Origin of the sequence: Pedobacter panaciterrae (assembly GCF_013204795.1) — a bacterium.
In the GTDB taxonomy this organism is placed as follows: domain Bacteria; phylum Bacteroidota; class Bacteroidia; order Sphingobacteriales; family Sphingobacteriaceae; genus Pedobacter; species Pedobacter panaciterrae.
Genome location: NZ_JABMKW010000020.1, coordinates 920516 through 941361 on the forward strand (window position 1 = coordinate 920516; position 20846 = coordinate 941361).

Genomic DNA, 20846 nt, shown 5'->3' on the forward strand with positions numbered 1-20846 from the left:
TTAAGAATTAGATAAAATAAGATCGATCCTGTTTAATTCATCTTTAGTAAAATTGGTATTCTCAAGGCACTTTAATGAATCAGCAAGCTGCTCAGGTTTACTTGCGCCTACCAATACAGAAGTAATTCTTTCGTCGCGTAAAATCCACGACAGCGCCATATGAGCCAATTTTTGTCCTCTTTCCTGAGCTATTGCATTCAGTTTATTAAGCTGAGCTAATTTTTCGTCAGTAATTTGATCGCGTTGTAAAAATCCGTGAGACTTTGCTGCTCTCGAATCCTCAGGAATACCCTTTAGATACTTATCGGTAAGCATCCCTTGGGCCAATGGAGAAAATGGGATACAGCCAACACCCTCATTACCTAAAAGGTCTAATAAACCGTCCTCTATCCAACGCTCATACATAGAGTATTTTGGCTGATGGATAATGCATGGGGTACCCAGTTCTTTTAAAATTTGGATGGCACGCGCGGCCTCTTCCGGCTTATAATTAGATATACCTACGTATAATGCCTTACCCTGACGAACGATCAGATCTAATGCTGTCATAGTTTCTTCAAGCGGAGTCTCGGGATCCGGACGATGGTGATAAAAAATATCAACATAATCTAGCTCCATTCTTTTTAAACTCTGATCTAAACTTGACACCAGGTACTTTTTAGAGCCCCAATCGCCATAAGGTCCATCCCACATAGTATAACCAGCTTTACTTGAAATGATCATTTCATCTCTGTAACCGGCAAAATCTCTCTTTAATAGCTTACCAAAATTCTCTTCGGCTGAACCTGGAGGCGGACCGTAGTTATTAGCAAGATCGAAGTGAGTAATACCACTATCAAAAGCGAGTTTTAATATGTTACTGCAATTTTCCAATTGATCTACATGACCAAAATTATGCCATAGGCCTAATGAAATTGCTGGAAGTTTTAACCCACTGTTACCGCAGCGGCGGTATTGCATTTGAGTATATCGGCTGGAACTGGGTGTATATGGCATATAATAGATAAAATATTCAGTAGCGGCAAAAACCGCTACTGATATTTAAATAAATTAATACTTATTTAGCGTTTTTTTTCTCTGTAACTTCAGCACGAATTTCTTGAGCAAGAACTTTTAAATCTTGCATAGCTTTACGTACTCTTGTTCCAGCTGCATTGTTGCCAGAATTGTAAAATTTCTCAGCATCAGCCTCAACAGAAGCTAACAATTCTTTAACTTTTGAAAATTTTTCCATGTTTTGATTTTTTAATTTATAAGCCAAATATATATTATTTTGGAAATAAACGCGCATAACTTCACTTCTATTGCACTTTTTGTACCCGAACTCTTTTTTTTTAAAACCTTTTATAAGTTCACAGGTTATTTTCTAAAGCGAACTAAACAAATGATTATGCCATGGCTGAACTTATACATGTTGTTGAGGATGACGAAGATATCCGTTTTATAGTTGAATACGTATTGGTAGAAGCCGGTTATGAGGTTGTGACTTCTGGGACTGCAAAAGATTTTTATGAAAAAGTAGCTGTCCAACATCCTGAATTGATACTTTTAGACGTAAAATTGCCCGATGGTAATGGTATAAATATTTGCAGAAACTTAAAAACCGATAAAAAAACGAGCCATATTGCAATTATAATTATGTCGGCACATGCTGCCGAAAGAGCGGTTTTAGAAGAAGCCTGCGCCAATGGATTTATCAGCAAACCCTTTGATTTGGATGACATGCTCAACTCCGTAAAGAGGGTATTAAATGGTCATGATGATTATCAACAAAAACAAACGAGAAAAAATTCCAATAATTAAGGAAAAAATTCCTATATTTGTTTTGCACTAGATAAAAGCATTATGGCAAACACTCCAAAACCATACAAAACAAAGTCAAAAGTATCTGTTGTTTCAGAAAGCGCAGTTATTGCGTCTTACCAATCGTTATATGGCAACCCAATAAGTGTTCTTACCAATTCTAAAAATGGGTTATCAGCAAAAGCCGCCATTGATTTTCTTAATCTTTCGGGTTTCACCAAAGAAGAATTTCAGGATACTTTTAAAACAAATGTAAAAACTATACAAAATTACGTTTCGAATTCATCAAAGCTAGATGCCGCTTTAAGTGAAAAGCTTTTAAAATCTTTTTCTCTTTTTGATAAAGGCATCGAAATTTTTGGATCTGCAAAACTTTTTCATCAGTGGCTAAACACTCCTTCATATGGTCTTGGCAACCAAACCCCTTTCGATCTTATGGATACCATTACCGGTATTACCCTAATTGAAGAAGAACTGATAAGGATTGAATATGGTGATTTAGCTTAATTATGCATGTATTTCGTATAGCATTAGCTAAATATGCCACCAAGTTGTTTGCTTCGGGCAGAGCCGCACGCTGGAATCCTAACGATGTAGAAGTAATATACAGCGCAGGCTCGCGCTCACTGGCTTGCCTGGAAAATGTTGTCCACAGAAATCAAATAGGATTAAACCAATCTTTTCAGGTAATGACTATAGAAATCCCCGACGACATAAGAATCGTCCCTGTAGATATTAAAAAATTACCAGGTAATTGGATTGAATACCACAACATACCATTAACTCAAAAAATTGGGGAAGACTGGATCAACGAGGGCAAATCTGCCATTTTAAAAGTCCCCTCTTCTATCATTATAGCAGAATACAATTACCTGATAAATCCCAACCATCCGGATTTTAAATCGATAAAATTATTAAAATCGGAACCTTTTGTTTTTGACAGAAGAATAAAAAGCTAATTACGTATCCATTGCTAGGGCATCACCAGAGCATTACTAGGGCCTTAAGTCCAGTCAACGCCCTAGTAATGCCCTAGTAAGGCCCTACCAAGGCCCTAGCAACCTATTCCTCGACGTAGCGCACTTTCATCATTACGCCAGGGCTTTCGGTAAGTAAACTCCAGATCATTTTTTATTGTAAAAACCGATTTTCTTTTGAAATGAGGAAAAAGGTGGCGACATTAGCAAGCAATGAATTACCAAAAGAACATACAAAAAGCTATTATTGGCGCCTACAACAGGCATCAGCTACATGCGTATGCGCTTTTCAAAAGGTTTTTTAGAGAAAACTATCCTTTCGGTTTTAGTTTTCAAACCACCAGCAAGGACTTTATTAATTAAGCCCCGTATCATTTCGATTTTCTTTTTTCGATGCGGGGGTTAAAAGCACCTGATAAAAATCTGCTTTTTCTCATTCTTCATTTCAATTTTAATGCCTTTTCAGCAAAAGCCTGAATCGCGTATTCAATTTTTTTAAAAAATATAATAAATATTAATTCACAACATATTCACGATCATGGAAACTAAATCATTGTCATTATCAAAAAGCGACTTTAAATTATTAAAGGAACATCTGGAAAAATCAAATATGAGCGCTTATAACAAAGAAAAATTAAGCAACGAATTAAAAGAAGCCACCATATATTCGGAAGAGGAACTTCCTTCTGATGTGGTGTGTTTAAAATCTGAAGCCCGTATAGCGAATACCAAAACCGGTAAAGAATTTACCTTTAAACTTGTAATGCCCGAAGAAGCAAACATTAAGGTTCAAAAGGTATCTGTTTTCGCTCCCATCGGAATTGCACTATTTGGCTATAGAACAAACGACATTATTACCTGGGAAATGCCAGATGGTTTACAGGAATTCAAAATACTATCGGTAAACAGGATGTAACCCACTTACCTCCTGCCTGCCATTGTTATCATCCGATGAGATAGGTCTTTTCCAAGGTATCTGTCTATAATCCCATGAACAACGTACAATATGGGAGTCATTAAAATGGCTACCACGAACTTATAGGTGTAATTTACCAGGCCTATTGCGGCAACCATTTGCCAGCTCCAGTGGTATTGGGGGTTAAGATAAAAAGCAATAAAGATAACCACAAAACTATCAATGCATTGCGAAACTAATGTTGAACCGGTGGCACGTAACCATAAGGCCTTGTCGCCGGTAACTTTCTTAATTTTATGAAAAATAAGCACATCAGCAATCTGGCCTACAAGGAAAGCAACAATAGAGCCCACAATGATCCACATACCCTGCCCAAATATACCGGCAAACGCATTGTTCATATTTAGTGATTCGCCATTAATGGTTTGTGTAACCCAAAAATCGGAAGGCTTTAACTGCATAGCTCCACCTACAACAATAAAGGCATATGCTATTAAAATGGCCGTTAGAATAGATAAATAACGAACTTGTCGCACTCCAAAATACTCATTTATAATATCAGTCATGATAAATATAATGGGCCAGGTTAACACACCGGCCGACATATTATAGGAAAGATTGGGTACTCCCAGTAAATTAATATTGAACTTTTCGATACCAAGCGTACCTTCAACTGTAAATATCTTTACACCAATAAACTCCGAGAGTATGGCGTTCGCGACAAAGAAGCTCCCTAAAATAAGCAGTAACCTGCTCTCTTTTGTTTTAAAAGTCATAGCAGGTTGAAATTATTAAATAATTCTGATATAACAGGATAAATATTATTTCTATTTTCGCTTAAACATGATATCAATACACTCCAAATTACCCACAGTTGGCACCACTATTTTTACGGTGATGTCTAAACTTGCTGAAGAACATAATGCGATAAACCTATCACAAGGATTTCCAGATTATGACTGTGATCCTAAACTGGTAGATTTTGTAGCTGATGCAATGAAGAAGGGCTTTAATCAGTATGCTCCTATGCCCGGATTACAATCGCTTAGGGAACTTATTGCAGAAAAGGAAAATACGCTTTATGATGCTGATTATAACCCGGATACTGAAGTTACGGTTACCGCAGGTGGAACACAGGCTATTTTTACGGCACTATCTTCGTGCATTACTGCTGGTGACGAAGTAATTATTTTTGAGCCGGCTTACGACTCCTATGCCCCTGCAATTAAATTATTGGGCGGACTGGTAAAGCCTTACGAAATGGTGCCACCGGATTATGAGATCGACTGGGAAATGGTAAAGAAACTATTTACTGTGAATACCAAAATGATCATTTTAAATAGTCCCCATAACCCTACTGGCAGTATTTTAACGGAAAAGGACATCAAAGCGCTTATTAAACTCACTAAGAATACAGATATACTTATTCTTAGTGATGAGGTGTATGAGCATATCATATTTGATGGTATAAAACATCATAGCCTGGCTTTATATCCCGAATTAAGAGACAGAAGTTTTATTGCAGCATCATTTGGCAAATTACTACACACAACAGGATGGAAACTCGGCTACTGCCTTGCTCCTGCCAACTTAATGAAGGAATTTCGTAAAGTACACCAGTTCAACGTTTTTAGTGTAAACACGCCAATGCAGGTAGGTGTAGCTAATTACCTTAAAGACCCTGAAACATATAACGGATTACCCGAATTTTTCCAGGAAAAGCGGGATTTCTTCCGTTCATTACTTGGCGAAACTAAATTTAAATTATTACCTTGTCATGGTTCTTATTTTCAATGTGTTAGCTATGCTCACTTGAATGACGAGAAAGATATGGATATGGCCCAAAAGCTTGTCAGGGAAAATGGAGTAGCGAGCATACCTGTTTCGGCCTTCTACATTAGAAAAACAGATCATAAAGTATTACGCTTTTGTTTTGCTAAAAAGCACGAAACATTAGAAAAAGCCGTTGAAGGACTAATGAAGTTATAATTTACATCCCTTTAAATTAGAATAATGGATCAACCAAATAACCTGAATATTAGCAATCTCAAAATTACAATTTATCAGGCCTATCTGTTTTGGGAAAACATAGATAAAAACTTACAGAACCTTGCCCTTAGATTATCAATGGGGATAAAAGAGAAAACAGATCTGATCATACTTCCAGAGATGTTCAACACAGGTTTTAGCATGAATGCTGCTTCACTTGCCGAAGAAATGAACGGAAAAACAATGCAGTGGATGGCCCAGACAGCCGATAAATACGATTGCGTTGTTACCGGAAGTTTAATTATAAAAGAAAACGATAAATATTTTAACCGCTTAATATGGATGTTGCCGGATGGTAGTTTCAGCCATTATGATAAACGTCACCTCTTCGGTTTAGGTGATGAAGATAAAACTTACACGCCTGGCCACGACAAAGTGATTGTAGACTTAAAAGGCTGGAAAATACGTTTAGCCATCTGCTACGACCTTCGTTTCCCTGTATGGCTGCGCAATCAGAACGCAGAATATGATATACTATTATTAATTGCAAGCTGGCCTGATAAAAGATCGAGCCATTGGAATGCACTTATACCTGCCCGTGCCATCGAAAATCAAAGTTATGTGATTGCTGCAAACAGGGTTGGTCATGATGGAAAAGAAGTTTATCACAGTGGTCATTCTCAATGTATTGACCCAATGGGAAAAACTGTTTATTACAAACCTGAAGATGAAGATCTATACACCTTTAGCATAGGTTACGATGACTTGGTTAAAACCCGCCATAGTTTTCCTTTTCTAAGAGATGCTGATAATTTTAAAATTATTTAGTTACTTTAAACCTAAAATGTTTAATCGTAGAAAATTCATAAAAACAACTGCAATATCGGCTTCGCTTCTTGCTGTTAATAAAAGTAGTATAGCCGAAATAATTCCGGCTAAATCAACCTCAATTGATGTTAAACCTATCGTAATCTCTACCTGGGATTTTGGAATTGCTGCTAATCAGGCAGCATGGAAAGTACTGTCTTCGGGCGGCAGAGCGCTAGATGCAGTTGAACAAGGTGTTCACGTGCCAGAAGCTGACCCAAAGAACCAATCTGTAGGCTATGGTGGCTTGCCAGACAGAGACGGGCACGTTACACTTGATGCCTGTATTATGGACGAACAGGGTAATTGTGGTTCTGTAGCAGGCCTGGAACATATTATGCACCCAATTTCTGTTGCCAGATTGGTAATGGAAAAAACACCACATGTAATGCTTGTTGGCGATGGTGCACTTCAGTTTGCTTTAGAAAACGGTTTTAAAAAGGAAAATTTACTTACCAAAGAAAGTGAAAAGGCCTGGAAAGAATGGCTTAAAACCGCAAAATATGCCCCGGTAATGAATATTGAGAACAAGCTCTATCAAAAAGCTGCTCCTACTAAATTGCCAGGCAATCAATACAATCACGACACTATTGGCATGCTGGCCATTGATGCAAAAGGAAATATTTCCGGTGCATGTACAACCAGCGGAATGGCTTATAAACTACATGGCCGTGTAGGCGACAGCCCAATAATTGGCGCTGGCTTATATGTGGATAATGAAGTTGGTGGTGCTACCTCTACCGGTGTTGGCGAAGAAGTGATCCGTAACGTTGGAAGCTTTCTGGTAGTAGAACTAATGCGCCAGGGCTATTCGCCCGAAGACGCCTGCAAAGAGGCTGTAATGAGAATCATTAAAAAGAAACCTGAAATTGCAAAGGTGATACAGGTGGGCTTTCTTGCCATCAATAAAAAAGGAGAATATGGCGCTTATGCTATTCAGAAAGGCTTTAGTTACGCCGTTTGCACTGAACAGAAAGATGACCTTTTAATTCCCGGAAAAAGTTATTATTAATATTAAGTATCATGGTAAATATGGAGGTTTGCGCCAATTCTGTAAGATCTGCTCTTGCAGCTCAGGAAGGTGGTGCAATAAGAGTTGAGCTATGCGATAATTTACCTGAAGGCGGCACAACACCAAGTTATGCAACGATCGCTTTGGCGAAAAAAATGCTTTCTATAAAGGTATACCCTATTATACGGCCACGCGGAGGTGATTTTCTATACTCTGATTTGGAGTTTGATCTAATGAAAGAGGATATAAAAATCTGCAAATCGTTAAATTGTGATGGAGTAGTTATAGGTATCTTAAAAGCTGATGGCAGTGTAGACAAAGAAAGATGCGCAGCGCTTATTGCTGCAGCTAAACCTATGCCCGTAACGTTTCACAGAGCCTTTGACATGACTAATGACCTGGAAAAGGCTTTAGAGGATATTATTGAACTTGGCTGTGAGCGAATTCTTACTTCGGGAGGAGAATCTTCTGCGCTTAAAGGAGCAGGTGTAATTGCAAAGCTAATTAAACAGGCTCAGGGAAGGATCATCATTATGCCGGGTGCCGGTGTTTCTATAAGTAATATTACTGATATCATTAAATTAACAGGCGCCAAAGAGTTTCATGCCTCTGCAAGGCATGCCGTAAAGAGCAAAATGCAGTTCAGAAACCCAAGATTGAGTATGGGAAGCATAGCTGATGAATTTAGTTACGATCTTACTGATAGTGAGACTGTAAAAAATTTAATCGGGCTTGCCAACAAACCTGCATAATAATCCGCTCAAAATCTTATCTTTGCGCCACTGATGAAGCATATACGTAATTTTTGCATAATTGCACATATTGACCACGGGAAAAGCACCTTGGCTGACCGTTTATTAGAATACACTGAGACGATTACTCAACGCGAATCGCAGGCCCAGTTATTGGATAACATGGACCTTGAACGTGAGCGAGGCATAACTATTAAAAGTCATGCCATACAAATGAATTATAAGGTTGGTGAAATTGAATACAATTTTAACCTGATTGATACTCCCGGACACGTAGATTTTTCTTACGAAGTTTCACGTTCTATCGCAGCTTGCGAAGGCGCCTTACTTATTGTTGATGCATCTCAGGGGATTCAGGCACAAACCATTTCGAACTTATATTTGGCTTTAGAGCACGATCTTGAAATTATCCCGATCTTAAATAAAATGGATTTACCTGGGGCAATGCCTGAGGAAGTAAAAGATCAGATTATTGACCTGATTGGCTGTAAACGTGAAGAGATTATCCCTGCATCAGGCAAAACGGGCTTGGGAATTCCTGATATTATTCAGGCCATTGTAGACCGTGTTCCTGCTCCGGTTGGTGATCCTGACGCGCCTTTACAGGCATTGATTTTCGACTCTGTATTTAATCCTTTCAGGGGAATTATCGCTTACTATAAAGTAGTAAACGGCCAGATTAAAAAAGGTGATAAGGTAAAATTCATAAACACAGGCAAACAATACTTAGCAGACGAAGTTGGTATCCTGAAACTGGATATGTCGCCACGCAGTGTTGTTAAGACCGGTGATGTAGGTTATATTATTTCGGGGATCAAAGAAGCCCGTGAAGTAAAAGTTGGTGATACGATAACCACTGTTGACAGACCATCGTTAGAATCAATTCAAGGTTTTGAAGAGGTTAAGCCAATGGTTTTCGCCGGAATTTATCCGGTTGATACCGATGAGTTTGAAGAATTGCGTGAGGCAATGCACAAGTTGCAGCTTAACGATGCTTCTATTGTGTTTGAACCTGAAAGTTCTGCGGCTTTAGGCTTCGGTTTCCGTTGCGGTTTCTTAGGAATGCTGCACATGGAAATTATCCAGGAACGTTTAGAGCGTGAATTTGACATGACGGTTATAACAACCGTACCCAACGTATCATATATCGCGCACACTACTAAGGGCGAAGAAGTTACCGTAAACAATCCTTCTGATTTACCAGATCCAAGTAAATTGGATTCTGTAGAAGAACCTTATATCAAAGCAAATATTATTACCAAGGCCGAATTTGTGGGTCCGGTAATGTCACTTTGTATTCAGAAAAGAGGGATTATTGTAAATCAATCTTACCTGACATCAGATCGTGTGGAGCTTGTTTTTGAAATGCCTATGGGAGAGATCGTTTTTGACTTTTATGATAAACTGAAAACAATTTCTAAAGGTTATGCTTCGTTTGACTACCATCAAGTTGGTTACCGCAAGTCGGACCTGGTAAGACTAGACATGCTGCTAAATGATGAGCCTGTTGATGCTTTGTCTTCGTTGATTCACCGTAGCAATGCTTACGATTTTGGAAAGAAAATTTGTGAGAAACTGAGAGAATTAATCCCTCGTCAACAATTCGAGATTAAGATACAGGCGTCTATTGGTGCAAAAGTGATTGCCCGTGAAACGCTTAGCGCTTTACGTAAAGACGTTACCGCTAAATGTTATGGCGGTGATATTTCCCGTAAACGTAAGTTATTGGAAAAACAGAAACAAGGTAAGAAACGTATGCGTCAGGTAGGAAATGTGGAAATTCCACAAACTGCATTTATGGCGGTATTGAAATTAGATTAACTTTTAAATTAGTATTTAGTAGGTAGTATTTAGTACTTAGACTGGATTCAGCTTGAATAAACAACTAGTCTAAGTACTAAATACTACCTACTAAATACTAGAAACTAAACACCAGGATGAAATTACTTGACGGAAAATTTGTATCAGAGAAAATAAAACAGGAAATAGCAGTTGAAGCTGCAGATTTTTTATCAGAGAGTGGCAGAAAGCCTCACCTGGTAGCCATACTTGTTGGTAATGATGGCGGAAGTGAGACTTATGTTGCCAGCAAAATGAAAAACTGCGAAAAAGTTGGCTTCCAGTCTTCACTGATCAGATATGATGCTACCGTTACCGAGGAAGAACTGTTGCAAAAAGTTAAAGAAATTAACGAGGACGCCGGTGTTGACGGTTTAATTGTTCAACTTCCACTTCCTAAACATATTGATCCTGAAAAGGTAACTGAGGCTATCGATCATCGTAAGGATGTAGATGGTTTTCATCCAATCAATTTAGGACGCATGATGCGTAATTTACCTTGCTTTATTCCTGCTACTCCTTACGGTATTATGCTGATGTTGCAATCTTATCAAATAGATACGGTTGGTAAACATTGCGTAGTTGTTGGTAGAAGTAACATTGTTGGTAGCCCAATGAGTATTCTTATGGCCCGCAATGCAAATCCTGGTAACTGTACAGTGAGCCTTACCCATAGCAGAACTGCTAACTTAAAAGAAATGTGTTTGCAGGGTGATATCATTATTGCTGCTATTGGCAAAAAGAACTTCATTACCGCTGACATGGTTAAGCCTGGTGCTATCGTTATTGATGTGGGTATGAACAGAGAAACTTCTACTACTACCAAATCGGGATACAAACTTTATGGAGATGTAGATTTTGAAAATGTTGCACCGAAAGCTTCATGGATAACGCCTGTTCCGGGTGGTGTTGGATTAATGACCATTGTTGGTTTATTAAAGAACACACTTGCATCAGCTAAAAAAGAAATTTACCGCTAAGTAAATTTCTATGCTCTAGTCTTCTGTAATCGTCATCTCGAACATAGTGAGAGATCTCTTGGTTAGGCCAATTCAAGAGATCTCTCACTATGTTCGAGATGACGATCCTACTCCTATTTTCCAAAAAGTTTTTTAATCCAGCTTTCTTTAAAGCCTACATAAACCCCGTCAGATCTTGTTTCTAGCGGGTAAATATCTATATAATCGCCCTGTCCCTCTGCTCCTCTTCCGTTTTCAAGGTTGTACTCCCAACGATGAATAGGACAAATGAGATGCCCGTTTTTACACCATCCGCCACTTAAAATACCGCCGGCATGTGGGCAGGTGTTTTGTACTACAAAAAGTTTTTGTTGATGCTTTACCAGACAGAGCTTTTTACCATCAACATTGATCTGCTTTACAAATTCCTCCTCCGGTATTTCTGTCTCTATTTTATGCCACTTCAAAATTGAACTCTAATTAAATTTCAAACAACTTCTTCACAGATAGGTCATTTATATTCGCTCAATATACATATAATCTAATTTCCCCCGGATATTTATTTAACTTTGCAACCTTATATATGGCACATCAAATACCAGCAGACGGCACGCTACTTCCATTGATGGAAGAGTTTTACACTATACAGGGAGAAGGATTTAATACAGGTAAAGCAGCTTATTTTATTCGTTTAGGCGGTTGTGATGTTGGTTGTCACTGGTGTGATGTAAAGGAAAGCTGGGATGCTGAACTACATCCGCTTACGTTATCTGATGATATTGTTGCTAAAGCCGATACTTTTCCGGGTAAAGCTGTTGTAATTACCGGTGGTGAGCCTTTGATATATAACCTCGATTACCTTACTCAAAAGCTTCGTGAGCGAAAAATATTAACCTTTATTGAAACCTCCGGTGCTTACCCGCTTTCTGGAGAATGGGATTGGATTTGCTTGTCGCCAAAGAAGTTTAAAGCCCCAAGGCCCGATATTACACCTTTTGCAAACGAATTAAAGGTTATTGTGTTCAATAAAAGTGATTTTGAATGGGCAGAGAAATATGCTGAAACAGTTTCCGAAAACTGTAAACTTTACCTACAGCCTGAGTGGTCAAGATCAAAGGAGATTACCCCATTGATTATTGATTATGTAATGGCTAATCCGAAATGGGAAATTTCTTTACAGACACATAAATTTTTAAATATTCCATAGGTTTTCTATCTATTTCGCTATATTTAATATTATCGTTAATATAAGCGTCAATGAAGAAAACGTTACTCCTGTTCTTCTTACTCTTTGTTGTTGTACATGCTGGTGCCCAAACTACCAATATAAAGAAGGCGCAGACCAATTTTGATAAAGCTCAGAATTATTTAAAGCAAGATAATTATGACCTTGCAGTTTCTGCTTTATTAGAAACTGTAAAAGAAGATCCGTCTTTTCAGTTTGCCTTTATACAACTTGGCGATATCAATCGCAGAACAAAGAACTTTGATGCAGCTAAAACAGCATATCTGAATGCTTTAAATCTTGGAGCCGATAAAGCTGATCCCCGTTTGTATTATGGTTTAGCTGAATCGGAGTTAAATACAGGCAACTATTTGAATGCTTTAAAACACATTGAACTCTTTATTAAAAACTACAAAGGCAACGATAAAGATTTCATTAATAAAGCCAATAAATACCTTAAAGATTGTGAGTTTGCCGTTTTAGCAATAAAATCCCCACAGAAATACGAGCCGGTTAACCTTGGAAAAGAGATAAATTCAAGCTATAGAGACTACTTTCCTTCCATTACTGCAGATGGAGAAAAACTAATTTTTAGCAGAAACATAGATGGAAACGAAGACTTCTTTATTTCTTCCAAAATTAATAAAGAATGGACAACCCCTACTCCACTGAGTGATAAAATTAACACTTCAAAATTTAATGAGGGCGCTCAATCCATCTCGCCTGACGGGCTTTATTTGTTTTTTACTGGATGCAACAGACCTGATGGCTTAGGCAGATGCGACATTTATGTTAGTCATAAAGAAGGGAATAACTGGGGCGAACCTTTTAATCTCGGTGCCCCTTTAAACTCGCCTTTTTGGGATTCGCAACCTGCAATTAGTCCTGATGGCACCACTTTGTATTTTGTAAGCAACCGACCAGGTGGTTTAGGTGGCTATGATATATGGAAAAGCACACTAAAAAGCGATGGGTATTGGGGCGTCCCTCAGAATCTTGGACCCGAAATAAACACGCCATATGATGAGCATACTCCATTTATACATCCAGACGGAAAAACGCTTTATTTTTCGTCTGACGGCTGGCCCGGATTAGGAAATAAGGACGTTTTTTTAAGCAGATTAGACGATGCCGGGCATTGCGGCAAACCAGAAAACCTAGGTTATCCTATTAATACATTTAATGAAGAAACCGGCTTAATAGTAACTCCTGATGGCACAGAAGGTTTGTTTTCTTCAAATTTAAAAAGAGGATTTGGCGACATGGATATTTACCAGTTCAAAATGCCAGAAAATAAAAAACCACTCCCCATTACTTATGTAAAAGGCATTGTAAAGGATAAAGAAACAGGTGCATTTGTAGAAGCAAAGGTTCAGGTAGTGAACCTAAAAAATGGAAAAACTGAATATAACGATTATACTTCTAAAGAAACCGGAGATTTCCTTGCCGTAATGCCAATTGGAGGAAACTATGCCTTTAACGCTAGCTCCGATGGTTATTTGTTTTATTCTGAAAACTATGAATTGAATAGTTCCTATACTAACAAACCCTTTCTGCTGAAGATTTTGCTGGAAAAACTAAAGGTAGGTACCAATGTAATATTGAAAAACATATTCTTTAACACCAACCAGTATAGTTTGCTACCCGCATCAGTTACCGAATTAACTACACTTGTAGATCTTTTAAATAACAATGCCAATATTAGCATTGAAATACAGGGACATACTGATGATGTTGGAAATGTAAAGGACAACGAAAAACTCTCTATGCAGCGTGCCAAAGCGGTTTATGATTACCTTTTAGAACATAAAATAGCGGCTGAGCGCTTAACTTACAAAGGGTACGGTGAATCGAAACCTATTACATCCAATAGCACTGAAGAAAATAGAAAGCTGAACAGGAGGACTTCTTTTGTTATCAGTAAGCTTTAACAGAAAAAAGCGATTAAATAATCGCTTTTCTTACTCTAATTAGTTTAACCAAAAGGTCTTCGAGCAAATCGAGATGCAGCATATTAGCACCATCTGATTTTGCATTTGCCGGATCAGGATGTGTTTCAATAAACAAACCATCAGCTCCCACCGCAATTGCAGCTTTAGCAATTGTTTCTATTAATGCCGGTTTACCTCCGGTTACACCACTGCTTTGATTTGGCTGCTGTAATGAATGCGTACAGTCCATAACAACAGGTACTCCAAAAGATTGCATTTCGGGCAAACCACGGTAATCTACAATAAGGTCCTGGTAGCCAAAAGTATTGCCTCTATCTGTAAGGATCACTTTATTATTTCCCGCCTCTACTATTTTTTCTACAGCAAATTTCATTGATCCGGCGGATAGAAACTGTCCTTTTTTAACGTTTACAACCTTATTTGTTTTGGCAGCTGCGATTAACAAGTCGGTTTGTCTGCATAAAAAAGCTGGAATCTGCAACACATCAACGTAAGCAGCAGCCATAGCTGCCTCATCACTTTCATGAATATCCGTTACCGTTGGTACACCAAAGGTTTTACTTACTTTCTCTAATATTTTAAGTGCTTTTTCATCACCAATTCCAGTAAAAGAATCACCTTTAGAGCGGTTAGCTTTGCGGTATGAACCCTTAAAAATATATGGTATTTGTAGTTTATCCGTTATTGCAACTATCTTTTCGGCTATACGCATGGCTATTTCTTCGCCTTCTATGGCACAAGGCCCTGCCATTAAAAAGAAATTACCTGATTCCTGATTTTTGAAATTATCTAAAGGGAAATTGATCATTGTTGTTTTTTATTGTTAGTTACCTAGTTCTGACATGAATTTAATACGCATCAGCTGTATTTCTTCACGAGAATAATCTGATTCTCCAAGTTCTCTTAATGCTTCATCAATTGAATCATTTTCTGCTGATTGGAAATAATCAAATACTTCATCCTGGCGGTCTTCATCTATCACTTCATCTACAAAGTAGCTAAGATTTAGCTTGGTGCCAGAGTTTACAATTGCTTCTACTTCTTTTAGAATATCATCGTATGTGATACCCTTCGATTTTGCAATATCTTCAAGGCCAATTTTTCTGTCTATATTCTGAATAATCGATACTTTAAGCTGTGATTTATTGGCCTGTGTTTTAATAATCAGATCAATAGGACGCTCGATATCATTATCCTCTACATATTTTTTGATAAGCTCAAGAAAAGATCCTCCAAATTTAAGCGCTTTTCCATGACCAACTCCCGAGATTTGCTTTAGCTCGTCCATCGAAATTGGGTAATGTGTGCACATCTCTTCAAGAGACGGATCTTGAAACACTACAAAAGGAGGTACATTCTTTTGTTTAGCTATTTTCTTTCTCAGATCTTTCAGCAACTGCAGTAACTGAGCATCTACCGCTCCGCTGCCATGCTTAACATCATCTTCGTCATCATCAGCTGCACTTTCAATTGGCTCATTTAGGACAAACTTAAGTGCATATGGATTTTCAATAAAGCTTAATCCGCCGTTGGTTAACCCAAGTAAACCGTAATTGTCTATGTCTTTAGATAAGAAATTATTTAATACCGCTTGCCTGATAAGTGATTTCCAATGATTCTCTCCCTCAACAACTCCTAAACCAAATTCAGGAAGCTTACTGTGTTCATAAGCAATTGTCTGAGCAGTTTCATTACCTAAAATAACGCTTAGGATGTGGGCATCATCAAACTTCTCTCCTATTTTTTTAATCAGCTTTAACAGAACCATCAAAGATTCTTCTGCTTCGAATAGTTTTTTCGGTTTCTTACAGTTATCACACATGCAATTACAACCGGTCTCATTAAAGTTCTCTCCAAAGTAATGAAGGATCTGCTTTCTTCGGCATACGCCGGATTCAGCATAATCAATAACCTCCTTTAATATCTGAGTACCTATTTCGCGTTCAGATACCGGTTTATCTTTCATAAACTTGGCCAGCTTGTCTACATCCTTTTGAGCGTAGAAAGCAATACAAATTCCCTCTCCTCCATCGCGTCCGGCCCTCCCAGTCTCCTGGTAATAACCTTCCATACTTTTAGGGATATCATGGTGAATTACAAAACGCACATCCGGTTTATCGATTCCCATACCAAAGGCGATAGTGGCTACAATAACCTCTACATCCTCCATAAGGAATCTATCCTGAGTATCGGCTCTAACCTTTGGTTCTAAGCCTGCATGATATGGTAGGGCTTTAATGCCGTTCAGATTTAGGGTTTCTGCAACCTCTTCAACCTTTTTACGGCTAAGGCAATAAATAATCCCCGATTTACCGGTATTGTATTTTATGTACCTGATGATTTCTTTAATGACATCCCTCTTGGGCCTGATCTCATAAAATAAGTTGGGCCTGTTAAATGATGATTTAAACAAGGTCGCATCAGACATTTGAAGATTCTTGATGATATCCTGCTGAACCTTAGGTGTTGCAGTTGCAGTTAAGGCTATAATTGGAATATCTTCGCCCAGACCTTGTATCACTTGCCTGATTTTCCTGTATTCAGGTCTAAAATCATGGCCCCACTCGGAAATACAGTGGGCTTCATCAACCGCCACAAAAGAAATCTTAATCAATTTTAAGAAATCTATATTGTCTTGCTTAGAAAGTGATTCGGGAGCAACATATAACAATTTTGTTTGTCCGCTTAATAAATCACTTTTAACTTGAGTAATTTCGGTTTTATTTAAAGAAGAATTTAAAAAGTGCGCTATACTATCACTTCCTCCAAATGCCCTTAGTTGATCTACCTGATTTTTCATCAGTGCAATTAATGGCGATATCACTATAGCAGTTCCTTCTTCCATCAAAGCTGGCAACTGGTAGCAAATGGACTTCCCCCCACCTGTAGGCATTATAACAAACGTATTTCTTTTTTCAAGAATATTGGTGATGATAGACTCCTGATCACCTTTAAAATTATCAAAACCAAAAAAGGTTTGTAAGTTGTCAAACAACGACTTTTTCACATCCATTTCGTGTATAAAATATTCAGTGCTATTTTTACTTCAAAATAACATAATTTTGCACAAATTCAAAGCATCAATATACTAAATAATTCTGTTTGAAAAGTAAAAAATCTATTATCGACGACGCTGTTAGCACTTTACAGTTAGAAGCTCAGGCTATTTTAGGCTTAATTGAAAACATAAATGACGATTTTGTTAAGATTATTGACCTAATTATTGAAAGTGAGGGTCGTGTAATTGTAACCGGAATTGGAAAAAGCGCCATTATTGCGCAAAAGATTGTAGCAACTTTTAATTCAACTGGTACTCCGGCCATATTTATGCATGCAGCAGATGCTGTGCATGGAGACCTCGGAATGATCCAAAAAAACGACATTGTAATCTGTATTTCCAAGAGTGGAAATACTCCTGAAATAAAGGTGTTGACACCATTACTTAAACAAGCCGGCAACATTATGATTGGTATGGTTGGTCAGTTAAATTCTGATTTGGCTTTGCAGGCCGATTTTATATTGAACACCTTTGTTGAAAAAGAAGCATGCCCGCATAACCTGGCCCCTACTACCAGTACCACTGCCCAGCTAGCTATGGGCGATGCTTTGGCTATTGCTTTGTTAAACGCACGCAATTTTAATGAAGGCGATTTTGCCCGCTTCCATCCAGGTGGAGCACTAGGTAAAAAACTTTATTTAAAAGCCGGAGATATTGCCCTGAAGAACGAGAAACCCACTATTCATCCTTCGGCATCAGTTAAAGATGTCATAATCGAAATTAGTCAAAACCGTTTGGGTGCTGTTGTTGTTATTGAAAGCAATGTTATTTTGGGGATAATTACTGATGGAGATATTCGTAGAATGCTGGAAAAACATTCTAATTTAGCCGATATTAAAGCGAGCGACTTAATGAACCCCAATCCAAAAAAAGTAGACAAAGAGGTTTTAGCAATGACTGCTTTGGATATGATAAAAGAAAACAACATTACGCAACTACTGGTTACCGACAATGGAACCTATTTTGGCATGATACATTTTCACGACCTTTTACAGGAAGGTATAATTTAAAGAGACTGTAATATCAGATATGAATAATAATAATTACGCCTTAATAATGGCTGGCGGCGTTGGAAGCCGTTTTTGGCCAGTGAGCAGAACAGAATATCCTAAACAGTTTATTGATTTTTTTGGTGTTGGAAAAACACTTATACAGAGTACTTACGATCGTTTTTTAAAGATTTGTCCTCCAGAAAATATATTTGTAGTAACTAACGAGATATATACTCATATCATAAAAGAGCAGCTACCTGATTTGAATGAGAATCAAATTCTGGCAGAACCTATAATGAGAAATACAGCTCCTTGTGTTTCTTATGGATCGATGAAAATTGCTCAGATTAACCCAGATGCAACTATCGTAGTAGCACCTTCTGACCATACCATTACCAATCAGGATGCTTTTATCGCGGCAATTGAGCAATCCTTAAAAGCGGCATCTGAAAATGATTGTCTGATCACTTTAGGCATAAAACCCAGCAGACCTGATACAGGCTATGGTTATATACAATACACCGAGAGTTCATTAAAAACTGATGAGCAAATCCACAAAGTAAAAATCTTTACTGAAAAGCCTAATTTAGATTTGGCCAAATCTTTTGTACAAAGCGGCGACTTCTTATGGAATGCCGGGATTTTTATATGGTCTGCAAAATCAATTAACAATGCTTTCTCTAAGCATTTACCTGATATGTACGAGATATTTCATCAGGGAAATGATTTATATAATACAGCTAGCGAAGTCGAATTTATTGGAAATGCATATTTACAGTGTACTAATATTTCTATTGACTTCGGGATTATGGAAAAGGCAGATAATGTTTATGTATTACCTGCTGATTTTGGCTGGTCGGATCTTGGAACCTGGGCCTCTATCTATGATATTGCTGAGCATGATTATGTTGGCAATGCGGTAATTCCTTCAGAAAAGGTAATGATGTTTAACTCATCGAACTGCATGGTAAATGTACCAAAGAACAAATTGGTGATTTTGCAGGATTTACATGATTACATCGTTGTAGAATCAAACAATACACTATTAATTTGCCCTAGATCATCTGAACAAAGCATAAAACAAATTGTTGCTGATGTAAAATCGAAATTCGGCACAAAATATATTTAACCCCATTTAATTATCTTTTAACACATCCGGATCGGGCCAGACCTTAATCCGGATGTGTCGTTTTATTTACGTCCAATTTTACTGTTGCAATGTCTAAATTTTTATATGGAATTGATTTCGGCACAACCAATTCAGCCCTATCAATTTTTGATGAAGAGAAAAAGGAAATCATAAAAACAATTATTGTTCCTTCAATACTCTATTTCCAAAGCGAGCAAAGTACTACAGAGCCCTTAAAATATGTGGTGGGCGACCAGGCTATAGCTCAATACATAAAGGATGGAATGAAAGGGAGATTCATGAAATCTATAAAACGTATTCTTCCAAGAAGCAGTTTTATAGAAACCAGAATTCATAACAAAAAATTTAACGCCTCAGACCTTGTTACCCTGATATTAAAGGAATTAAAGGACAAAGCCGATGAGGTTATTGGTTATGATTGTAAAAAGGCCATTATCGGTCGCCCTGTCTTTTTTGACGATGACAATACCACAAAAGATGCACTTGCACAAAAAAGACTTAACAAAGCAGCAGAAAACGCCGGTTTTGAAGAAGTAAGATTCCAGTTTGAACCCATAGGTGCTGCTTTTGCATATGAAAAGACAATATCTAAAAAGGAAAAAGTACTTGTAGCGGATTTAGGTGGTGGAACAACTGATTTTACCTATCTGGAGCTTGACCCGGCGAAGGTTGGTAGTAAAGATAGAAGAAAGGATATAATTGCAACTGGGGGTATTTATATTGGGGGCGACAGCTTTGATTCTGCATTTATGTGGGACAAAGGAACACCTCATTTTGGAAAACACACGCTATACGAAGCTGCACCAGGAAAAATGCTTACAGTCCCGGTTTCTTTATTTGCGAATATATGCTCCTGGGAACAAATGAACTTTTTTAATGGAATTAAGATTAAAAATGATCTTCAAAACTATTATCATTACTCTAAGCAGGATAGAAAATTCAAAAATCTGATTACACTTACCGACAATAATCTAGGATATTCTCTTTTTCAATCAGTTGAAAAAACAAAAGTGGAATTATCGTCACTTCCTGTTTCGCAGTTTCAGTATTCAAAAATGGATATTGAAATTAACGATGAAGTATCCATTGATCAGTATAATGGCATTATTCAAAAAGATGTTAAAAAGATAAGTGCTTACTTAGATGATTTTCTATTAAATCATCAGATCGCTGTAAATGATATCGATAGCCTTTTCCTTACTGGAGGTACATCTATGGTTGCTGCAATCAAGGACCTCTTTAAAACAAAATTCCCAAATACACCAGTGCATTCGGGAGATAATTTTATTAGTGTAGCTAAAGGACTTGCCTATAGCGGATATTTATTTGAGGAATGATAAGTTAAACTTATCATT

Annotated in this window: 21 protein-coding genes; 15 read left to right on the top strand and 6 right to left on the bottom strand. The window is 37.7% G+C overall.

Features of this window, described 5'->3' with window-relative positions:
* Positions 1–996, bottom strand: a complete 996-nt coding sequence (gene mgrA / locus HQN86_RS22790; RefSeq protein WP_172663163.1) for an L-glyceraldehyde 3-phosphate reductase — start codon at positions 994–996, stop codon at positions 1–3.
* A gap of 61 nt (positions 997–1057) precedes the next feature.
* Positions 1058–1234, bottom strand: a complete 177-nt coding sequence (locus HQN86_RS22795; protein ID WP_048905246.1) for a hypothetical protein — start codon at positions 1232–1234, stop codon at positions 1058–1060.
* A 161-nt stretch (positions 1235–1395) separates the two neighbouring features.
* Between HQN86_RS22795 and HQN86_RS22800 the strand changes: the two genes are divergently transcribed.
* The 4 genes from HQN86_RS22800 (at position 1396) to HQN86_RS22815 (ending at position 3696) form a co-directional block, all read left to right on the top strand.
* Positions 1396–1803: a response regulator transcription factor gene (locus HQN86_RS22800; RefSeq protein WP_172663164.1), complete on the top strand. Its 408-nt coding sequence runs from the start codon at positions 1396–1398 to the stop codon at positions 1801–1803.
* 42 nt (positions 1804–1845) lie between these two features.
* Positions 1846–2310 (top strand): type II RES/Xre toxin-antitoxin system antitoxin, encoded by a 465-nt coding sequence (parS, locus tag HQN86_RS22805; protein ID WP_172663165.1) that lies wholly within the window; start codon positions 1846–1848, stop codon positions 2308–2310.
* A 2-nt stretch (positions 2311–2312) separates the two neighbouring features.
* Positions 2313–2762, top strand: a complete 450-nt coding sequence (locus HQN86_RS22810; RefSeq protein ID WP_172663166.1) for an RES family NAD+ phosphorylase — start codon at positions 2313–2315, stop codon at positions 2760–2762.
* Between the two features lie 556 nt (positions 2763–3318).
* Entirely contained in the window at positions 3319–3696 is a 378-nt protein-coding gene (locus tag HQN86_RS22815) for a GreA/GreB family elongation factor (protein ID WP_172663167.1), read from the top strand.
* Positions 3697–3701: 5 nt separating this feature from the next.
* Here HQN86_RS22815 and HQN86_RS22820 read toward each other — a convergent pair whose 3' ends face one another.
* Entirely contained in the window at positions 3702–4472 is a 771-nt protein-coding gene (locus HQN86_RS22820) for a queuosine precursor transporter (RefSeq protein ID WP_172663168.1), read from the bottom strand.
* A gap of 67 nt (positions 4473–4539) precedes the next feature.
* Between HQN86_RS22820 and HQN86_RS22825 the strand changes: the two genes are divergently transcribed.
* The 6 genes from HQN86_RS22825 (at position 4540) to HQN86_RS22850 (ending at position 11135) form a co-directional block, all read left to right on the top strand.
* Positions 4540–5685, top strand: a complete 1146-nt coding sequence (locus HQN86_RS22825; RefSeq protein WP_172663169.1) for a methionine aminotransferase — start codon at positions 4540–4542, stop codon at positions 5683–5685.
* Between the two features lie 24 nt (positions 5686–5709).
* Positions 5710–6513, top strand: coding sequence for a nitrilase family protein (locus HQN86_RS22830; RefSeq protein WP_172663170.1), 804 nt, complete (start codon positions 5710–5712; stop codon positions 6511–6513).
* A gap of 16 nt (positions 6514–6529) precedes the next feature.
* Positions 6530–7564 (top strand): N(4)-(beta-N-acetylglucosaminyl)-L-asparaginase, encoded by a 1035-nt coding sequence (locus HQN86_RS22835; RefSeq protein WP_172663171.1) that lies wholly within the window; start codon positions 6530–6532, stop codon positions 7562–7564.
* Between the two features lie 11 nt (positions 7565–7575).
* Positions 7576–8316: a copper homeostasis protein CutC gene (locus HQN86_RS22840; RefSeq protein WP_172663172.1), complete on the top strand. Its 741-nt coding sequence runs from the start codon at positions 7576–7578 to the stop codon at positions 8314–8316.
* A gap of 33 nt (positions 8317–8349) precedes the next feature.
* Complete coding sequence (gene lepA / locus HQN86_RS22845; protein ID WP_048905142.1) at positions 8350–10137, top strand: translation elongation factor 4; 1788 nt, start codon at positions 8350–8352, stop codon at positions 10135–10137.
* Between the two features lie 116 nt (positions 10138–10253).
* Positions 10254–11135: a bifunctional 5,10-methylenetetrahydrofolate dehydrogenase/5,10-methenyltetrahydrofolate cyclohydrolase gene (locus HQN86_RS22850; protein ID WP_172663173.1), complete on the top strand. Its 882-nt coding sequence runs from the start codon at positions 10254–10256 to the stop codon at positions 11133–11135.
* Positions 11136–11248: 113 nt separating this feature from the next.
* Here HQN86_RS22850 and HQN86_RS22855 read toward each other — a convergent pair whose 3' ends face one another.
* Positions 11249–11581, bottom strand: a complete 333-nt coding sequence (locus tag HQN86_RS22855) for a Rieske (2Fe-2S) protein (RefSeq protein ID WP_216854490.1) — start codon at positions 11579–11581, stop codon at positions 11249–11251.
* A gap of 116 nt (positions 11582–11697) precedes the next feature.
* On the opposite strand from HQN86_RS22855, the gene HQN86_RS22860 reads away from it, so the two are divergent.
* Complete coding sequence (locus tag HQN86_RS22860; protein ID WP_172663174.1) at positions 11698–12321, top strand: 7-carboxy-7-deazaguanine synthase QueE; 624 nt, start codon at positions 11698–11700, stop codon at positions 12319–12321.
* A 50-nt stretch (positions 12322–12371) separates the two neighbouring features.
* Positions 12372–14270 carry an OmpA family protein gene (locus HQN86_RS22865; protein WP_172663175.1) on the top strand — a complete coding sequence of 633 codons (1899 nt, stop codon included), beginning with the start codon at positions 12372–12374 and terminating at the stop codon, positions 14268–14270.
* 13 nt (positions 14271–14283) lie between these two features.
* Here HQN86_RS22865 and kdsA read toward each other — a convergent pair whose 3' ends face one another.
* Both kdsA and recQ read right to left on the bottom strand, forming a co-directional pair.
* Positions 14284–15099 (bottom strand): 3-deoxy-8-phosphooctulonate synthase, encoded by an 816-nt coding sequence (gene kdsA, locus HQN86_RS22870; RefSeq protein ID WP_172663176.1) that lies wholly within the window; start codon positions 15097–15099, stop codon positions 14284–14286.
* 15 nt (positions 15100–15114) lie between these two features.
* Positions 15115–17304 (bottom strand): DNA helicase RecQ, encoded by a 2190-nt coding sequence (gene recQ, locus HQN86_RS22875; RefSeq protein WP_172663177.1) that lies wholly within the window; start codon positions 17302–17304, stop codon positions 15115–15117.
* An 89-nt stretch (positions 17305–17393) separates the two neighbouring features.
* Between recQ and HQN86_RS22880 the strand changes: the two genes are divergently transcribed.
* The 3 genes from HQN86_RS22880 (at position 17394) to HQN86_RS22890 (ending at position 20828) form a co-directional block, all read left to right on the top strand.
* The gene (locus HQN86_RS22880) at positions 17394–18359 is read left to right on the top strand and encodes a KpsF/GutQ family sugar-phosphate isomerase (RefSeq protein ID WP_172663178.1); all 966 of its coding nucleotides are present in this window, start codon (positions 17394–17396) and stop codon (positions 18357–18359) included.
* A gap of 19 nt (positions 18360–18378) precedes the next feature.
* Positions 18379–19470, top strand: coding sequence for a mannose-1-phosphate guanylyltransferase (locus HQN86_RS22885; protein ID WP_172663179.1), 1092 nt, complete (start codon positions 18379–18381; stop codon positions 19468–19470).
* A gap of 89 nt (positions 19471–19559) precedes the next feature.
* The gene (locus tag HQN86_RS22890) at positions 19560–20828 is read left to right on the top strand and encodes an Hsp70 family protein (RefSeq protein WP_172663180.1); all 1269 of its coding nucleotides are present in this window, start codon (positions 19560–19562) and stop codon (positions 20826–20828) included.
* Positions 20829–20846: the final 18 nt, after the last annotated feature.

Excerpts from the sequence above, each read along its gene's own strand:
- mgrA (WP_172663163.1), bottom strand. The coding sequence starts at position 996 with ATGCCATATACACCCAGTTCCAGCCGATATACTCAAATGCAATACCGC.
- HQN86_RS22795 (WP_048905246.1), bottom strand. The coding sequence starts at position 1,234 with ATGGAAAAATTTTCAAAAGTTAAAGAATTGTTAGCTTCTGTTGAGGCT.
- HQN86_RS22800 (WP_172663164.1), top strand. The coding sequence starts at position 1,396 with ATGGCTGAACTTATACATGTTGTTGAGGATGACGAAGATATCCGTTTT.
- parS (WP_172663165.1), top strand. The coding sequence starts at position 1,846 with ATGGCAAACACTCCAAAACCATACAAAACAAAGTCAAAAGTATCTGTT.
- HQN86_RS22810 (WP_172663166.1), top strand. The coding sequence starts at position 2,313 with ATGCATGTATTTCGTATAGCATTAGCTAAATATGCCACCAAGTTGTTT.
- HQN86_RS22815 (WP_172663167.1), top strand. The coding sequence starts at position 3,319 with ATGGAAACTAAATCATTGTCATTATCAAAAAGCGACTTTAAATTATTA.
- HQN86_RS22820 (WP_172663168.1), bottom strand. The coding sequence starts at position 4,472 with ATGACTTTTAAAACAAAAGAGAGCAGGTTACTGCTTATTTTAGGGAGC.
- HQN86_RS22825 (WP_172663169.1), top strand. The coding sequence starts at position 4,540 with ATGATATCAATACACTCCAAATTACCCACAGTTGGCACCACTATTTTT.
- HQN86_RS22830 (WP_172663170.1), top strand. The coding sequence starts at position 5,710 with ATGGATCAACCAAATAACCTGAATATTAGCAATCTCAAAATTACAATT.
- HQN86_RS22835 (WP_172663171.1), top strand. The coding sequence starts at position 6,530 with ATGTTTAATCGTAGAAAATTCATAAAAACAACTGCAATATCGGCTTCG.
- HQN86_RS22840 (WP_172663172.1), top strand. The coding sequence starts at position 7,576 with ATGGTAAATATGGAGGTTTGCGCCAATTCTGTAAGATCTGCTCTTGCA.
- lepA (WP_048905142.1), top strand. The coding sequence starts at position 8,350 with ATGAAGCATATACGTAATTTTTGCATAATTGCACATATTGACCACGGG.
- HQN86_RS22850 (WP_172663173.1), top strand. The coding sequence starts at position 10,254 with ATGAAATTACTTGACGGAAAATTTGTATCAGAGAAAATAAAACAGGAA.
- HQN86_RS22860 (WP_172663174.1), top strand. The coding sequence starts at position 11,698 with ATGGCACATCAAATACCAGCAGACGGCACGCTACTTCCATTGATGGAA.
- HQN86_RS22865 (WP_172663175.1), top strand. The coding sequence starts at position 12,372 with ATGAAGAAAACGTTACTCCTGTTCTTCTTACTCTTTGTTGTTGTACAT.
- kdsA (WP_172663176.1), bottom strand. The coding sequence starts at position 15,099 with ATGATCAATTTCCCTTTAGATAATTTCAAAAATCAGGAATCAGGTAAT.
- recQ (WP_172663177.1), bottom strand. The coding sequence starts at position 17,304 with ATGGATGTGAAAAAGTCGTTGTTTGACAACTTACAAACCTTTTTTGGT.
- HQN86_RS22885 (WP_172663179.1), top strand. The coding sequence starts at position 18,379 with ATGAATAATAATAATTACGCCTTAATAATGGCTGGCGGCGTTGGAAGC.
- HQN86_RS22890 (WP_172663180.1), top strand. The coding sequence starts at position 19,560 with ATGTCTAAATTTTTATATGGAATTGATTTCGGCACAACCAATTCAGCC.